Source organism: Tenggerimyces flavus (genome assembly GCF_016907715.1).
GTDB classification, from domain to species: domain Bacteria; phylum Actinomycetota; class Actinomycetes; order Propionibacteriales; family Actinopolymorphaceae; genus Tenggerimyces; species Tenggerimyces flavus.
Map to the genome: position 1 here is coordinate 2,694,890 of NZ_JAFBCM010000001.1, position 16,302 is coordinate 2,711,191.

The window sequence follows — 16,302 nt, forward strand, 5'->3', positions numbered from 1 at the left end:
AGGGGTGGGAGGTGCCCGATGGGGGAGACCGGGGAGGTCGACTTCTCCGCGTGGGTCGCCGCCCGGGGTCCCGCCTTGTTGCGCTTCGCGTACCTCGTGACGCGGGACCGCGGTCGCGCGGAGGAAGCCGTGCAGTCGGCCCTGGCCGCGGCGTGCCCCCGGTGGGCGCGGATCGTCCGGGGCGGCGCGCCGGAGGCGTACGTACGCCGGATGGTCGTGAACACGGACACGACGTTCTGGCGGCGCTTCCGCCGGCGCGAGGTGCTGGTGTCGGACCTGTCGCCGCTTGCCGGGGCTGCCGCGGACGTGTCGGAAGCGGTGGTGGCGGAGGACTTCGCCTGGGCCCTGGTGTCGTCGCTGCCCGTGCGCCAACGCGCCGCGGTGGTGCTGAGGTACTACGAGGGGCGGACGGACGCGGAGATCGCCTCGATCCTGTCGTGTTCGGAGGGAACGGTGCGATCCCAGATCCACCGAGCGCTAGCAGCCCTGCGCTCGAGGTTGAACTCCCAGGAGGAGGCGGAGCGGACATGAACGTCGACGAGCTGCTGGAGCGCACCCTCGAACGCCAAGCCGCCAACGCCCCCTCAGCCGACGGCCTAGCGGACCGCGTCCAGGCCCGACTCCGCCACCGTCGCCGCCGCGGTCTCCTCACCTCCGGGTCCGCCGCCGTGGCCGTCGCCGCCTTGGTGTTCGCGGTCATCCAGGTACCCAGCGCGGTCCCGTTCGCCAACAACCTCCTCCTCCCCGGCTGGCGCTGGGAGTCCTACGGAGGCGTGGAGGTCCAGGTCCCCGCGTCCTGGGGCTACAGCACCGGCTCCTGGAGCTCGTGCCTTGGTCGGCGCATGAAGCCCTCGGTCGTCCGGGTGACGGTCGTCGCCTTCGGGTGCTGGCCGTCGGTCCCCAACGTCAAGTACCGCTCGGACTTCCTGGAGTTCAACAGCATGGTCGACGTGGGCACGGAGCGTCTCGACCACGGCTGGGTCCGACAGACGAAGATCGTTGCCGGCGTCAAGCTCACCGTCGGGACCAAGGACTCGGCACTGCGGCGCCGCATTCTCGCGACTGCCCGACCGTCCGGACGTGTGGACGCACTCGGCTGCCCGGCCGAGCACCCGATCCCCACCCCGACCAAGGGGCCGATCGGTCCTGGCCTCGATCCCTCGGCCACCGTGGACTCGGTGTCGATCTGCTCGTACTCCATCCGGGACGGATGGGTCGGCCTCGCTCCAGGCAAGGTCATCGCCTCCACCCGACTGCAGGGCTCCCAGGCTCGCGCTCTCGTCGACGCGGTCCTCGCCGCGCCCCGGGGGGCCGGACCCAACCATCCCAACACCGGGGAGTGTCAGGACTACGACAGGCCGATGGGCGACGAGCCCATGGTTCTCCGCGTCCACTCCAGCGCTGGCGACACCGACGTGGTCGTCAGCTTCAGTGTCTGCGCGGCACGCTGGACGTTCGACGGCAAGACCAGCCGCCAGCTCACCGAGGACCTTCTCCGCCTGATCATCGTGCCTCCGCACGACGGCAGGGGCTACGACACCAGCCTGGCGCCGCTGTGGCCCAAATGAGTGGCTGACCTGCCGTACAGACCGCAGACTGGGCGGCATGGGTCATGTGGATGTCGCTGGTGTCAGGTTCGAGCTCCCCGACGGGCGGGTGTTGCTCGACGACATCAGCTTCCGCGTCGGCGAAGGCGCCAAGGTCGCGCTGGTCGGAGCCAACGGTTCCGGCAAGACGACCCTGCTCCGCATCGTCGCCGGCGATCTCGATCCGCACCAGGGCTCGGTCACGCGCTCGGGCGGGCTGGGCGTGATGCGCCAGTTCGTCGGGTCCGTACGCGACGAGACCACCGTCGGCGGCCTGCTGCTCACCGTCGCCCCGCCTCGCGTCCAGAATGCCGCCGAAGCGGTCGAGGCCGCCGAGCTCGCGATGATGGACCGCGACGACGAACGCACCCAGCTCCGCTACGCCAACGCGCTGCACGAGTGGGGCGACGCGGGCGGGTACGACATCGAGGTCGTCTGGGACATGTGTTGCACCGAGGCGATCGGCATCCCGTACGACCGGGCCCGATATCGCGAGGTCCGCACGCTCTCCGGCGGTGAGCAGAAGCGGCTCGTTCTCGAAGCCCTGTTGAGAAGTCAGGACGAGGTCCTGCTGCTGGACGAGCCGGACAACTACCTCGACGTTCCCACGAAGCGCTGGCTGGAGGAGCGGCTGAACGAGTCGCAGAAGACCGTTCTGTACGTCAGCCACGACCGCGAGCTGCTCGCCAACACCGCGACGCGCGTCGTCACGGTCGAGCTCGGTGAGGTCGGCAACACGGCGTGGACGCACCCCGCCGGGTTCGAGTCGTACCACGACGCCCGGAAGGCCAGGTTCGAGAAGCTCGAAGAGATGCGCCGGCGCTGGGACGAGGAGCACGCGAAGATCAAGATCTTCGTCGCGCTGATGAAGCGCCGCGCGATGGTCAACGACGGCGCCGCGGCGGCGTACAAGGCGGCGCAGACCAAGCTGCGGAAGTTCGAGGAGAAAGGCCCGCCGGAGGCCGTCCCGCTGCAGCAGAACGTCAAGATGCGCTTGCGTGGTGGGCGAACGGCCAAGCGGGCTGTGGTTTGCGAAGATGTCGAGCTGACCGGCCTGATGAAGCCGTTCTCGCTGGAGGTCTGGTACGGCGAGCGCGTCGCGGTCCTCGGGTCGAACGGGTCGGGCAAGTCGCACTTCCTGCGACTGCTCGCCGTCGGCGGCTCGCTGCCGGACGCCGAGCACCGACCGGTCGGCGAGGTGCCGATCGCGCCCGTTGCCCATACCGGGCGGGCGAAACTCGGGTCTCGCGTACGTCCAGGCTGGTTCGCGCAGACGCACGAGCACCCCGAGTTGATCGGCCGTACGCTGCTGGAGATCCTGCACCGCGGCGACGACCACCGCGAGGGCATGCCGCGCGAACAGGCGTCGCGGGCGTTGGACCGGTACGAGCTCGCGGACGCGTCGGAGCAGACGTTCGAGACGCTGTCGGGCGGGCAACAGGCGCGCTTCCAGATCCTGCTGCTGGAGCTGTCCGGCGCGACCTGCCTGCTGCTGGACGAGCCGACCGACAACCTCGACGTGACCTCGGCGGACGCGCTGGAGGACGGCATGGCGGCCTTCGAGGGCACGGTGATCGCGGTGACGCACGACCGCTGGTTCGCGCGCGGCTTCGACCGGTTCTTCGTGTTCGGGGCCGATGGGGAGGTTTACGAGTCCGATCGGGCAGTCTGGGACGAAGGGCGGGTCCAGCGGGAACGCTGAGTGCTTGGACTGTTCGGCATGGCTCTCGTTCCGCCCGATGTCGCCGAGACGGTGCGGCGGCTCTCGTACGAGGACGCCGGCTTCGCGGCGCGCTGCGTGCCGCGGTTCGGGCCAGGCGGGTCGAGCTCGGCCTGGACGCGGGTCGGGGAGACCCGTGGCCGGGCTCGGGGTGCGGTCAGGGTCGGCCGGGGGATCGGCCCGGATTCGCCTCCGGCCGTTCTGCTCGAAGCTCTTCTGTGTAGACGGACTACATATGAAGAGGAGCTACCGATGACCACCACTCTGCTGCCGCCCCGCCAGTCCACCCCGGCCCGTCCCGAGGCGCCCAAGTCCCTGTACGGCAAGGTCAAACTCGCCGAGGACAAGATCAGCGCGATCCTGCAACGCTTCTCGCCGCACCTGCTCCGAGGAGCGCTGGCCCTGGTGTTCATCTGGTTCGGCGCGCTGAAGGTCCTCGACGTGACGCCGGTGGGAGACCTGGTCGCGAACACCATTCCGTTCCTCGACCGAGCCTGGTTCGTGCCGGCCCTGGGGCTCTTCGAGGTGGGCCTGGGCGCGGCCCTGTTGGTAGGCCGCCACCTCGTTGCCCTCTCCGCCGTGATGGCCGCCCACCTCTGCGGCACCTTCCTGGTGCTGGTGACCCAGCCGCAGATCGCCTTCCAGGACGGCAACCCCCTGCTGCTGACCACCGAGGGCGAGTTCGTGGTGAAGAATGTGGTCCTCATCGCCGCAGCCCTCGTCGTCGCCTCCCGCTTCCACCGCAAGCCCTAGCGCTTGATCTTTCGTCCGGCGGTGGGTCCGCCCAGCCCTGGGGCCAATGATCATGTTGACATGATCATTAGCCCCTTTACGTGGGGTGGACGCCAGGTAGGGCGGCCACTGGCCGGGTAAGGCGACCATGACACGCTTCACCTACGGAGTGCCTTCCCGCTCGGATCACTCGAGACGTCGCCACACCAAGTCTCCCCAGCAGGACGGGCACGTCCGGCCTTCCCGGGCCACTGTCGCCCACCAACACCCGAAATCCCGAGGCTAGTGCGACAGTCCGTCCGACCCACCGCAAGCTCGACACCCCGGGCGAGGTCGCCAGGGACGCGACCGGCTCAGTGACGCGATCGTAGGAAGCCTGAGCGTCACCCGGCTCCTCGTCGCCAGCCGTGGCCTGAACGGTCGCCCACCCGTGACACTCAAACATCGCTGCTACCTCGCTGGTAGGGAGTGGTGGCAATGTAAAGGCGGGCCGCAGTCTCAGTCCGGTCCGGTTTCGGCTGGGCACTCGTCCGGCACCATCGCCTAGTGGAATGCGCTTTCCCGATATGCTGCTCCGCATGATCCGTGTTGACGACGAGCTCACGCCTGAGGCACTTCTCCCCAAGATCGGGAAGCTGTGGGAGGCGTCCGCCGCGAAGATCGAGTCGATCGAGAAGACGTGCCCGCCGGGGGAGGCTTCGCCGGTGTTCACGATCGAGGGACGGTACACGGCCCGCGGGTGGACGGAGTGGACCCAAGGCTTCCAGTACGGGTCCGCCATCCTGCAGTTCGACGCCACCGGCGACCAAGGCTTCCTCGACCTCGGCAAGCAACGCACCCGAGAGGCCATGGCCCCGCACGTCAGCCACGTCGGCGTCCACGACCACGGGTTCAACAACGTCAGCACGTACGGCAACCTCTGGCGCCTCATGAACGAGGGCAAGATCGAGGAAAACCAACACGAACGCGACTTCTACGAGCTCGCCCTCAAGCTCACCGGCGCAGTCCAGGCCGCGAGATGGCGCACGACGGACGACGGCACCGGCTACATCTACTCCTTCAACGGCCCGCAGAGCCTCTTCGTCGACACCATCCGCTCCCTCAGAGCCCTCGCGCTCTCCCACCACCTCGGTCACGTCCTCATGGCCGAGCACGACGAGCGCGTCCCCCTCCTGAAGAGGCTCATCGAGCACGCCGCCAACACCGCCAAGTACAACGTCTTCTACGGCGAGGGCCGCGACGCCTACGACCTCAGAGGCCGCACCGCACACGAGTCGGTCTTCAACGTCAACGACGGCCAGTTCCGCACCCCGAGCACCCAGCAGGGCTACTCCCCGTTCACCACTTGGAGCCGCGGCCTCGCCTGGGCGATGCTCGGCTACCCCGAGCAGCTCGAGTTCCTCCCGTACGTCACCGACGAGGCGCTCGAACCGTACGGCGGCCGCGCGGCCATCGAGGCGATGATGCGCCAGGCCGCCCAGGCCACCTGCGACTTCTACCTCGAGCACACCCCCACCGACGGCGTTCCGTACTGGGACACCGGCGCCCCCGGCCTCGCCCACCTCGACGACCCGACCAACCACAAGGCAGACCCGTACAACGCCCACGAGCCCGTCGACTCCTCCGCCGCGGCCATCGCCGCGCAGGGCCTGCTCAGGCTCGGCCGCTACCTCGGCGACGAAGGAAACAAGTACTGGCAGGCCGGCCTCACCGTCGCCGACACCATCTTCGGCGAGCCCTACCTCTCCACCGACGCCGCACACCAGGGCCTCCTGCTGCACTCCGTCTACCACCGCCCGAACGGCTGGGATCACGTCGCGCCAGGCCAGCAGGTGCCGAACGGCGAGTCCAGCATGTGGGGCGACTACCACGCCCGCGAGCTCGCGCTCTACCTCCAGCGCATCGCCAGGAACGAGCCGTACTACGCCTTCTTCGGCGGTACGAAGTGAGCAAGACCGCCCTCGTCACCGGAGCCTCCCGCGGTATCGGCAGAGGCATCACCATCGCCCTCGCCGAAGCCGGCCACGACGTCGTCGTCAACTACGCCCGCAACCGCGAAGCGGCCGAAGAAGTCCAAGCGGAGGTGACCAAACGCGGTCAGAAGGCGCACCTCGTCCAAGCGGACATCGCCAGTACGGACGACCGTCAACGCCTGGTTGACGAAGCGATGAACGCGTTCGGCCGCATCGACCTGCTCGTCAACAACGCCGGCGTAGCACCGACGCAACGCGCCGACATCCTCGAAGCGACCGAGGAGTCCTTCGACCGGCTGATCTCGACCAACCTCAAAGGCCCTTATTTCCTTACGCAGTTGGTCGCCGCACGCATGATCAGCCAGGGGAACCACGACGAAAGCAAGCCCAAGATAGTTGTCGTGTCATCTATCAGTGCGTACGCCGCGAGCGTCGACCGAGGCGACTACTGCATCGCCAAGGCGGGGTTGACGATGCTCACCCAACTCTGGGCAACCAGGCTCGCCGAGCACGGCATCAACGTCTACGAGCTCAGGCCCGGCATCATCGCCACCGACATGACCGGCGGTGTCAAGGCCAAGTACGACAAGCTGATCTTCGAGCAGGACCTCACCCCGATCAAGCGCTGGGGCGAGCCCGAGGACGTGGGCAAGGCCGTCGTCGCCATCGCGCAGGACCTGCTCCCGTTCAGCACCGGCCAGGTCATCGACATCGACGGCGGCTTCCACCTACGCCGGCTCTAGCGCTCCCACGATCTCGCGCAGCGTCGCGAAGTCGTGCTCCAGCGGCAGCTGTTCCGCCGGGCTGTCCGCGTTCGTGTCGAGTACGACGTATTCCGCACCTAGCGCCGACAGCTCCGCGACATCGGCGAGGATCTGTCGCAGGCTCCCCATGCCGACCAGCCGATCCGACTCGATCAGGTCCACGGGCAGCAGCCGAGCCCGGATCCGCGGCACGAACGCCGGCATGGGCCGCCCCTGCCGCAACGCCTCAGCGCGTACGGCAGGCAGGCCGACCTCCCGGATCCAACCGATCTGCTGGTTGATCGGGTGCCACGCGTCCCCGTACCCCACCGCCCGCCGGATCCCCGCCGGACTCGTCCCGCCCACCCACACAGGCACCCCGACAGGGCGCTCCGCGACGACAGTCTCGAGCCGCTCGTCGAGCAGCCGACCCCGCGACCGGAACGGCACACCGACCGCCGCGTACTCCTCCTCCGACCACCCCACGCCGGCGCCGAGCACGAACCGCCCGCCACTCAGAGAGTCGAGGTTCGCCAGAGACCGCAGCGTGAGCAACGGGTCGCGCAGAGGCAGAATAGCCACCGACGTGACGAACCGCAGCGACGAAGTGAGCCCCGCGAGCCACGTACTGACCGTGAACGGGTCGTAGAACGGCTCCGGGTAGAGAGCAGCCACCTCGGGCGTCAGCGCCACGTGGTCGGAGATGGTCGCCACCGCGAAGCCGTGGTCCTCCGCGAACGTGGCCCAGGACCGGAAGGCCTCCGGCGACGCGGCCGGCCCGAAGTTCCGGATGTTCAGTCCGAGCTTCGTCACGAATCACCCTTCCGTGCCACATATGCCAGGTATCGCTCGAACGGTTCCGCGGCCCGGTCGCTCGGCACGTACTCCAGCTGTTCCGGTGCCAACGCGCGCAGGGCCGACTGCATCTCTCCCGGCAGCGTGCCCAGATCGGGCGCCGGGTATCCCAGATCGGGCACGTACTCCTTCGGCGCCGCGTAGACGATCTTCGTCACGCCCGCCGAAGCGCAGACGGCGTGACAGATCGCGCACGGCTCGCAGCTCGACACGACGAGCGAGCCGGTGAGGTGGAGTACGCCGAGCGCAGCGCAGGCGTTCCGTACGGCCGCCACCTCGCCGTGCGCCGTCGGATCGGAGTCCCGCAAGGCCGTGTTGACGCCCGTCGCCACGACGGCTCCGTCCAGAACGACGACCGCGCCGAACGGGAGCTGCCCCTCGTCGGCGTTCGCTATCGCGAGGTCGACTGCCTGCTCGATCAGCTTGTTCATGCGAAGAACCTACTGACTTCCGGCAAGACCGATGAGTTTCGCCCACGCCCGCGGTCTCCATGGCATCGAACTCAGCTAGAACGATGAGAAAGGCAAGCAGGTGAACGTTGTCAGCGCAGCACCCAAGGCGGGACGTCGGGAGTGGATCGGGCTCGCAGTGCTGGCCCTCCCGACCCTGCTGCTTTCCATAGACATGAGCGTCCTCTACCTCGCGCTTCCGCACCTCACCGTCGATCTCGGCGCGAGCAGCACCGAACAGCTGTGGATCATGGACATCTACGGCTTCATGATCGCCGGGTTCCTGGTCACGATGGGCACGCTCGGCGACCGGATCGGCCGGCGGAAGCTGCTCCTCATCGGCGGCGCGGCGTTCGGCGCGGCCTCCGTACTCGCCGCGTACTCGACCAGCCCGGAGATGCTGATCGCGACCCGCGCGCTGCTCGGGGTCGCCGGCGCGACGCTGATGCCGTCGACGTTGGCGTTGATCAGCAACATGTTCCGCGACCCGAAGCAGATGGGCTTCGCCATCTCGGTCTGGATCAGCTGCTTCATGGGCGGCATGACGGTCGGCCCGCTGGTCGGCGGCATCCTGCTCGAGAACTTCTGGTGGGGCTCGGCGTTCCTGCTCGGCGTCCCGGTGATGGTCGTGCTGCTCGCGGTGGGCCGGTTCCTGCTGCCGGAGTACAAGAGTCCCTCGGCTGGTCGTCTGGATCTCGCGAGTGTGGCGCTGTCCCTCGGCACGATCCTGCCGGTGGTGTACGGGCTGAAGGAGATCGCGAAGCAGGGTCTGGTGCTCTTCCCGGTCGTCGCGCTGGTCGCCGGTCTGCTGGTGGGTGTGGCGTTCGTACGCCGGCAGCAGCGGATCGAGAACCCGATGATCGACCTGAAGCTGTTCACGAACCGTACGTTCGCCTCCGCGCTCGGCATCAACATGGTCACCGGCGTAGTGGCGGCGGGGACGTTCTTCCTGGTCAACCTGTACCTGCAGCTCGTCGCCGGCCTCTCGCCGCTCGAGGCGGGGCTCTGGCAGGTGCCGGGGACGCTGGCCATGGTCGGCAGCAACCTGCTCGCGCCGAAGCTGGCGCACCGGATCCGCCCCGCGTACCTCATCGGCGCCGGCCTCGCCGTCACCGCCGTCGGGCACCTGGTCGTGACGCAGGTGGATGCTTCGCACGGGCTGGTGCTGCTGGTGGTCGGCCTGACGATCGGCAACATCGGAGTCGGCCCGATGGTCGCGCTCGGCAACGCGCTGGTGATGTCCGCCGCGCCGCCGGAGCGGGCCGGCTCGGCCGCCTCGGTGTCGGAGACGAGCGCGGAGCTCGGCATCGCACTGGGAGTGGCGACGATCGGCAGCCTCGGGACGCTGGTGTACCGGAGCGAGCTGACCGCGAACGTCGATCCGGCCATCCCCTCGGGCGTGGTGGAGGTGGCCCGCGAGGGCCTGGCCACCGCGGCGCAGGCGGCCCAGTCGCTGCCGACCGACGTGGCTTCGAGCCTGCTGACGACCGGACGTGAGGCGCTGACGACGGGCCTGACCACGGGCTTCACGATCTCGGCCATCGTCTTCGCCCTCCTGGCCGTCGCGGCGGTCCTGACCCTCCGCCACGTGAACGCCCACGACGCCGCCCACGACGCCGCCCACGACGCCGCCCACGACGCCGCCCACGGTGGTGGTGAGGTGGAGGAGCCGGAGCCGGTCCCAGCCCCCGCCGCGCGTACCGCGGTGGAGGACTGCGACGACTGCGAGGAGAAGGTCCTCGAGCCAGTCGGCTGACACCGGCTCGTACCGAGAGGGGCGCTCCCACCAGGGGGTGCCCCTCTCGCCGCGTCCCGCAACCTGGGAGTTGTTGGAGAGATGTCGGCCAAGAACCCGACATCTGTCCAACAACTCGCGGGTGGGTGCGGTGGTGGGTGGTACGTGTGGCCGCTTGGCGCAATCGGGTCCGACACTCGCGTTCCCTCTGACAGGATCGGCGGCACCGTCACTTGCTCGCGGAGGTGCCCGTGCGTCGCCTGCGGTTGGCCTTGGTTGTCGTCTTTGCCCTGCTTGCCTCTCTTGTCGCGATAGTGCCCGTCGCGCAAGCGGCCGAGCCCAGCAACGAGGAGCTCGCGCAGGATTCGCTTCGCGTCGATCTCACCAGAGAGCGCTTCTACTTCGTCATGGCCGACCGGTTCGCCAACGGCAGCGCGGCGAACGACAACGGCGGTCTCACGGGGAGCAGGCTCGAGACCGGGTTCGATCCCACCGACAAGGGCTTCTACCACGGTGGCGACCTCGCCGGGCTGATCGACAACCTCGACTACATCAAAGGTCTCGGCAGCACCGCCATCTGGATGACCCCGAGCTTCAAGAACCGCCCCGTCCAGGGCACAGGCGCCAATGCGAGTGCCGGCTACCACGGCTACTGGATCACCGACTTCACCCAGATCGACCCGCACCTCGGCACCAACGACGACCTCAAGGACCTCATCGACAAGGCCCACGCCAAGGGCATGAAGGTCTTCTTCGACATCATCACCAACCACACCGCCGACGTCATCGACTACGCGGAGAAGCTGTACGGCTACCGCAACAAGGCCGCCTACCCGTACCTCGACGCCCAGGGAAGGCCGTTCGACGACAGCCAGCACGCCGGCCAGCAAGACTTTCCGGCGGTCGACAACGACTCGTTCCCCTACACGCCAACCTTCCCCACCACGCAAGACGAAACGGTCAAAACGCCCGCCTGGTTGAACGATCGCACGATGTACCACAACCGCGGCGACTCGACGTTCGCCGGCGAGTCCGCGGAGTACGGCGACTTCTTCGGGCTCGACGACCTCTGGACCGAACGCTCCGAGGTCGTCAAGGGACTGACCGACGTCTACAAGACCTGGGTCGAGGACGCCGGCATCGACGGGTTCCGCATCGACACCGTGAAGCACGTCAACATGGAGTTCTGGCAGAAGTTCGCTCCCGAGGTCAAGGGGTTCGCGGCCCAGAAGGGCAACGAGGACTTCTTCATGTTCGGCGAGATCTTCGACGGCAACCCCGAGTTCGTCTCGCGCTACACCACAGAGGGAAAGCTCCAAGCGGCGTTGGACTTCCCATTCCAGGGCGCCGCGCGCACGTTCGCCTCGCAAGGCGGAACAGCAACAAGCCTGAGAGATCTGTTCGCGAACGACGACTATTACACCGACGCCGACTCCAACGTCTACTCCTCGCCGACGTTCCTCGGCAACCACGACATGGGCCGCATCGGCGCGTTCATCAAGCAGGACAACCCCGGAGCGACAGACGAAGAGCTGCTCGCCCGCGACAAGCTCGCGCACGCGCTGCTGTTCCTGGCACGAGGTCAGCCTGTCATCTACTACGGCGACGAGCAGGGCTTCACCGGCCCTGGCGGCGACAAGGACGCGCGGCAGACGATGTTCGCGAGCCAGACCGCCGACTACCTCGACGACGACCTGATCGGTACGACGGCGACCCACGCGCAGGACAACTTCGACAAGAATCACCCGCTGTACAAGGCGATCGCCGAGCTATCGACCCTCACAACCGAGCACCCGGCCCTCCGCGACGGCGCGCAGATCCACCGGCTGGCGAGCGACGGGCCGGGCGTGTACGCGTTCAGCCGCATCAACAAGGCCTTCCCGCAGGAGTACGTCGTCGCGCTGAACAACAGCGAGACCGCGCAGACCGTACGCATCCCGACCTACTCCGCCGGCATGGTGTTCCGTCAGCTCTGGGCCAGCGGCACCGCCACGAGGCGCGCGGACTCCGCGGCGGACAAGACGATCGAGGTCCTCGTCCCGCCCCTCGGCGGCGTCGTCCTCCAGGCGCGAACGACAAGTACACCCGAGGCGACCGGTCCGAGCATCGCGCTCACCGTTCCCGACCAGGTCGCCGGCCGCGCGGAGATCGCCGCGAACGTCACCCCGACCGGCTTCGCGCAGGTCACCTTCGCCGCCAAGGTCGGCGACCAGGACTGGGCAGTGCTCGGCACGGACGACAACGCGCCGTACCGCATCTTCCACGACACCACGGGAATCCCCGCCGGCACGGCCATTCAGTACAAGGCCGTCGTCAAGGACTCGGCCAACCGGCTGGCGGCCGCGACCGGCAACGCCACCAAGGCGCCCGAGCCGCCCGACGGCGGTGGCGAGGTCCAGCGCGACTACCTCGTCGTGCATTACGACCGCGCTGACGGCAACTACGACGGCTGGGGTCTGCACGCCTGGGGTGACATCGAGGGCGAGGTGCAGTGGGGCGAGCCGCTGCCGTTCGCCGGCGAGGACACGTACGGCCGGTTCGCCTGGGTGAAGCTCAACCCCGGCGCGAGCAACGTCGGGTTCATCGCGCACAAGGGTGACGAGAAGGACTGCGATACCGACCGTTTCGCCAACCCCGCAAGGAATGGCGAGATCTGGATCAAGAGCGGCACGTGCGAGGTCTTCACCTCCCAAGCCGCTGCCCAGGGCTACACGACCGTGCGCTACAACCGGCCGGACGGCGACTACACCGGCTGGGGCCTGCACCTGTGGGGCGACGCGCTCGCACCGGAGACGCGCACGACCTGGGAGGCGCCGCGCCAGCCGGACGGCACCGACCAGTTCGGCCCGTACTGGAACGTGCCGGTCGTCGCCGCGGATGCACAGATGGGCTTCATCATCCACAAGGGCGACGAGAAGGATCCCGGACCCGACCAGTTCCTTACCCCGGCGAGCACGCCGAACGCGTGGATCGCGTCGGGACAGAACGCCATTCACGAGACGAGGGCGGCTGCGGAGAACGTCGCGATCCTGCACTACCGCCGCGACGACAACGCGTACGCCGGTTGGGGTCTGCACGTCTGGACCGGCGCCGCCAACCCGACCGAGTGGGCGACGCCGCTGCAGCCGGCGGGCACCGACGCGTACGGCGTGTACTTCCGGGTGCCGCTGGCGGAGGGCGCGACCAGCCTGTCGTACATCGTGCACAAGGGCGACGAGAAGGACCTGCCCGCCGACCAGTCGCTCGACCTCGTCAGCGTCGGGCACGAGGTGTGGATGCTGAACGGGCGCGAGGGCTATCTCCTGCCGATGCCCGCGGGATCGGGGGTCGACGCCGATCTCACCAAGTCCAAGGCGCAGTGGCTCGACCGGGACACGGTCGTCTGGGACGTCGAGCCCTCCCCGGGACTGACGTACGCGCTGGTGACCTCGGCTGACGGCGATCTGAAGGTCGAGGACGGCGAGATCTCCGTGGGTACGTGGCTCCGGCTCGTCCCTGGTGGCCTCACCGATGCCCAGAAGGCGAAGTGGCCGCACCTCGCCGGGCTGGCGGCCTTCCACGTCGACCCGCGCGACAAGGAACGCGTCGACACCGCCCTGCGCGGTCAGGTCGTCGCGATCGAACGCGGCGGCCTGGGGCTCCGCGCCGCGACCGGCGTCCAGCTCGCGGGTGTGCTGGACGACGTCTACGGCAACGCGGCGGCGGCGGCGAAGCTCGGCCCGCAGTGGGCCGGGGGAGTGCCGACGCTGTCGGTGTGGGCGCCGTCCGCGCAGGAGGTCGCGCTCGAGCGGTACGAATCCTCAACGGACACGGAGCCTTCGCTCGTCCCGATGGCACGCGACAACGCCACCGGCGTGTGGACTGTGCGCGGCGAAGGGGGCTGGCGCGGCTCGTACTACAAGTTCCGCGTCAAGGTCTGGCAGCCGTCCGTCCAGCAGGTCGTGACGAACTCGGTGACCGACCCGTACTCGGTGTCGCTCGCCGCGAACAGCACGCTCAGCCAGCTGGTCGACCTCACCGACGCGGCGCTCGCGCCGGCGAAGTGGAACAAGCTGAGCAAGCCGAAGGCGGTCCAGAAGGTCGAGGAGTCGTCGATCTACGAGCTGCACGTGCGGGACTTCTCCGCCAGCGACCCGACCGTGCCGGCAGCACATCGTGGTGGGTACCTCGCGTTCACCGACAAGAACTCCAAGAACATGCGGCACCTGCGCGACCTGGCGACCGCCGGCATGACGTACGTGCATCTGCTGCCCGTGTTCGACATCGCGTCGATCCCGGAGCTCAAGTCCGACCAGCAGCAGCCGGCCTGCGATCTGCCCTCCCTGCCTGCCGATTCCGACCAGCAGCAGGCTTGTGTCGGCGCGGTCGCGAACTCGGACGGGTTCAACTGGGGCTACGACCCGTACCACTACACGACGCCCGAGGGCTCCTATGCGTCGAACCCGGACGGATCCACGCGGGTCAAGGAGTTCCGCCAGATGGTGGAGGGTTTGAACGGCGCCGGCCTGCGCGTGGTGATGGACGTGGTCTACAACCACACGCCGTCGTCCGGGCAGGCGCCGACGTCGGTGCTCGACAAGATCGTGCCCGGTTACTACCAACGCCTGATGGACGACGGCACGGTCGCGACGTCGACGTGCTGCGCGAACACCGCGCCGGAGAACGCGATGATGGGCAAGCTCGTCGTCGACTCGATCGTCACGTGGGCGAAGGACTACAAGGTCGACGGCTTCCGCTTCGACCTGATGGGTCACCACCCGAAGTCGAACATGCTGGCCGTACGTTCGGCTCTCGATGCGCTGACGGTCGCGAAGGACGGCGTGGACGGGAAGAAGATCCTGGTGTACGGCGAGGGCTGGAACTTCGGCGAGGTCGCCAACGACGCGCGCTTTGTCCAAGCCACACAGGGGAACCTGGCGGGGACGGGCATCGGAACGTTCAACGACCGGCTCCGCGACGCGGTGCGCGGTGGCGGCCCGTTCGACGAGAACCCGCGGGTGCAGGGCTTCGGCAGCGGCCTGTTCACCGACCCGAACGGCGACGCGGTCAACGGGACGCCGGAGCAGCAGCGGGCTCGGCTGCTGCATCTGCAGGACCTCGTCAAGGTGGGCTTGACAGGCAACCTGAAGGACTACTCGTTCACCTCCTCGTCGGGTGCCGTCGTGAAGGGCAGCGACGTCGACTACAACGGCGCGCCGGCTGGCTACACGGCCGACCCGCAGGAGTCGATCACGTACGTGGACGCGCACGACAACGAGACGTTGTTCGACGCGCTGACGTACAAGCTGCCGACGTCGATGACGATGGCCGATCGCGTACGGATGCAGACCCTGTCGCTGGCGACGACGTCGCTCTCGCAGGGTGTGGCGTTCGTCCATGCGGGTAGCGAGAAACTGCGGTCGAAGTCGCTGGATCGCAACTCGTACAACTCCGGCGACTGGTTCAACCGCTACCTGGTCGACTGCAAGGCGGGCAACGGGTTCGGCGCTGGACTGCCGCCGGCGGCGGACAACTCGAGCAAGTGGGACTACGCGCGCCCGCTGCTCGCGAACCCGGCGCTGCGGCCGGACTGCAAGGCGATCGAGGACACCTGGGAGCGGTACGAGGAGTTCCTCGACATCCGTACGTCGACGCCGCTCTTCCAGCTCGGCTCGCTGTCCGCCGTGCAGCAACGGATGTCGTTCCCACTGTCGGGCGCGTCCGAGGCGCCGGGCGTGGTGACGATGACGCTGTCCGACAAGGTCGGGCCGGACCTCGACCCGCGGGCGGAGTCGGTGATCGTGGTATTCAATGCGAGCGCGTCGGCCGTGCAGCAGACGCTACCGTCGTTGAAGAACGCGAAGGTCGAACTGCACCGGGCGCAGCTGCGCAGCAACGACCAAGTGGTGAAGAAGGCCTCGTTCAACCGCCAGACCGGGACGCTGTCCGTTCCGGCCCGGACGGTCGCCGTCTTCGTCGAACGCTGAGCACCCCGCGCCGGTTTGAATGAAGGGCACCTTCATACGAACCTATTGAATGAAGGTGCCCTTCATACAAACGTGGCGGGGCAGCTCGGCCGCCAGCGGAGGGGAGTGCGTTTGGATGAAGGGCACCTTCATCCAAACCTATTGGATGAAGGTGCCCTTCATCCAAGCAGCGGGAGTGGTGGCGAAGGGGATGGGGCGCGGCGAGAGTTGGCGCGAGCTGGTCGACGGGGAGTGATGGCGCGGGCGAGCTGATCTGGAGTCGATCAGGCGCCACGTCGATCTCGTCCATGCGCCTTTCCGGTCGCGGCGGAGCTAGTCAAGGGTCGAAGATCGCGAAGCGACGCCGCCCCGTCTGCGAAGCCGCCGCGGCGCCCTTTACTCGCTCCGCCGCGACCGGACACTGGCGGACGAGATGACGAGGCGGAGCACCCACTCCCGGGGAGCGCACGCCAGAACCCCACGACCTGGACAGCTCGATCGCTCCGAGACAGCGCGCGGGAAGAGGACGGCAGCTGAACCACAGGGGAGCGACGCCGACCGGAC

General features: G+C 68.1%; 10 protein-coding genes. 8 read left to right on the plus strand and 2 right to left on the minus strand.

Features of this window, described 5'->3' with window-relative positions; genetic code table 11:
- Positions 1-18: 18 nt before the first annotated feature.
- The 6 genes from JOD67_RS12680 to JOD67_RS12705 all read left to right on the plus strand — a co-directional run bounded on the left by JOD67_RS12680 (position 19) and on the right by JOD67_RS12705 (position 6,754).
- Positions 19-531, plus strand: a complete 513-nt coding sequence (locus JOD67_RS12680; RefSeq protein ID WP_205117642.1) for a SigE family RNA polymerase sigma factor — start codon at positions 19-21, stop codon at positions 529-531.
- Positions 528-1,568 (plus strand): hypothetical protein, encoded by a 1,041-nt coding sequence (locus tag JOD67_RS12685; RefSeq protein WP_205117643.1) that lies wholly within the window; start codon positions 528-530, stop codon positions 1,566-1,568. The genes JOD67_RS12680 and JOD67_RS12685 overlap by 4 nt, the downstream gene beginning before the upstream one ends.
- Before the next feature lie 37 nt (positions 1,569-1,605).
- Positions 1,606-3,288, plus strand: coding sequence for an ABC-F family ATP-binding cassette domain-containing protein (locus JOD67_RS12690; RefSeq protein WP_205117644.1), 1,683 nt, complete (start codon positions 1,606-1,608; stop codon positions 3,286-3,288).
- A 270-nt stretch (positions 3,289-3,558) separates the two neighbouring features.
- Positions 3,559-4,059 (plus strand): hypothetical protein, encoded by a 501-nt coding sequence (locus tag JOD67_RS12695; protein WP_205117645.1) that lies wholly within the window; start codon positions 3,559-3,561, stop codon positions 4,057-4,059.
- A gap of 557 nt (positions 4,060-4,616) precedes the next feature.
- Positions 4,617-5,987 (plus strand): glycoside hydrolase family 88 protein, encoded by a 1,371-nt coding sequence (locus tag JOD67_RS12700; RefSeq protein ID WP_205117646.1) that lies wholly within the window; start codon positions 4,617-4,619, stop codon positions 5,985-5,987.
- Positions 5,984-6,754, plus strand: coding sequence for a 3-ketoacyl-ACP reductase (locus JOD67_RS12705; protein ID WP_205117647.1), 771 nt, complete (start codon positions 5,984-5,986; stop codon positions 6,752-6,754). Before JOD67_RS12700 ends, JOD67_RS12705 begins: the two co-directional genes overlap by 4 nt.
- Here JOD67_RS12705 and JOD67_RS12710 read toward each other — a convergent pair.
- Together JOD67_RS12710 and JOD67_RS12715 are read right to left on the minus strand one after the other, a co-directional pair.
- On the minus strand, positions 6,740-7,567 hold the full coding sequence (locus JOD67_RS12710; RefSeq protein ID WP_205117648.1) for an LLM class flavin-dependent oxidoreductase: 828 nt from the start codon (positions 7,565-7,567) through the stop codon (positions 6,740-6,742). The two genes, JOD67_RS12705 and JOD67_RS12710, sit on opposite strands and share 15 nt — an antisense overlap.
- A complete protein-coding gene (locus JOD67_RS12715; protein WP_205117649.1) occupies positions 7,564-8,040 on the minus strand; it encodes a nucleoside deaminase in 477 nt (158 codons plus the stop codon). The genes JOD67_RS12710 and JOD67_RS12715 overlap by 4 nt, the downstream gene beginning before the upstream one ends.
- A 100-nt stretch (positions 8,041-8,140) precedes the next feature.
- On the opposite strand from JOD67_RS12715, the gene JOD67_RS12720 reads away from it, so the two are divergent.
- Both JOD67_RS12720 and pulA read left to right on the plus strand, forming a co-directional pair.
- Positions 8,141-9,814, plus strand: a complete 1,674-nt coding sequence (locus JOD67_RS12720; protein ID WP_307782377.1) for an MFS transporter — start codon at positions 8,141-8,143, stop codon at positions 9,812-9,814.
- A gap of 293 nt (positions 9,815-10,107) precedes the next feature.
- A complete protein-coding gene (pulA, locus tag JOD67_RS12725) occupies positions 10,108-15,759 on the plus strand; it encodes a pullulanase-type alpha-1,6-glucosidase (RefSeq protein ID WP_205117650.1) in 5,652 nt (1,883 codons plus the stop codon).
- Positions 15,760-16,302 lie beyond the last annotated feature (543 nt).

Coding starts and splice junctions, on each gene's coding strand:
- JOD67_RS12680 (WP_205117642.1), top strand. CDS start 19: ATGGGGGAGACCGGGGAGGTCGACTTCTCCGCGTGGGTCGCCGCCCGG.
- JOD67_RS12685 (WP_205117643.1), top strand. CDS start 528: ATGAACGTCGACGAGCTGCTGGAGCGCACCCTCGAACGCCAAGCCGCC.
- JOD67_RS12690 (WP_205117644.1), top strand. CDS start 1,606: ATGGGTCATGTGGATGTCGCTGGTGTCAGGTTCGAGCTCCCCGACGGG.
- JOD67_RS12695 (WP_205117645.1), top strand. CDS start 3,559: ATGACCACCACTCTGCTGCCGCCCCGCCAGTCCACCCCGGCCCGTCCC.
- JOD67_RS12700 (WP_205117646.1), top strand. CDS start 4,617: ATGATCCGTGTTGACGACGAGCTCACGCCTGAGGCACTTCTCCCCAAG.
- JOD67_RS12715 (WP_205117649.1), bottom strand. CDS start 8,040: ATGAACAAGCTGATCGAGCAGGCAGTCGACCTCGCGATAGCGAACGCC.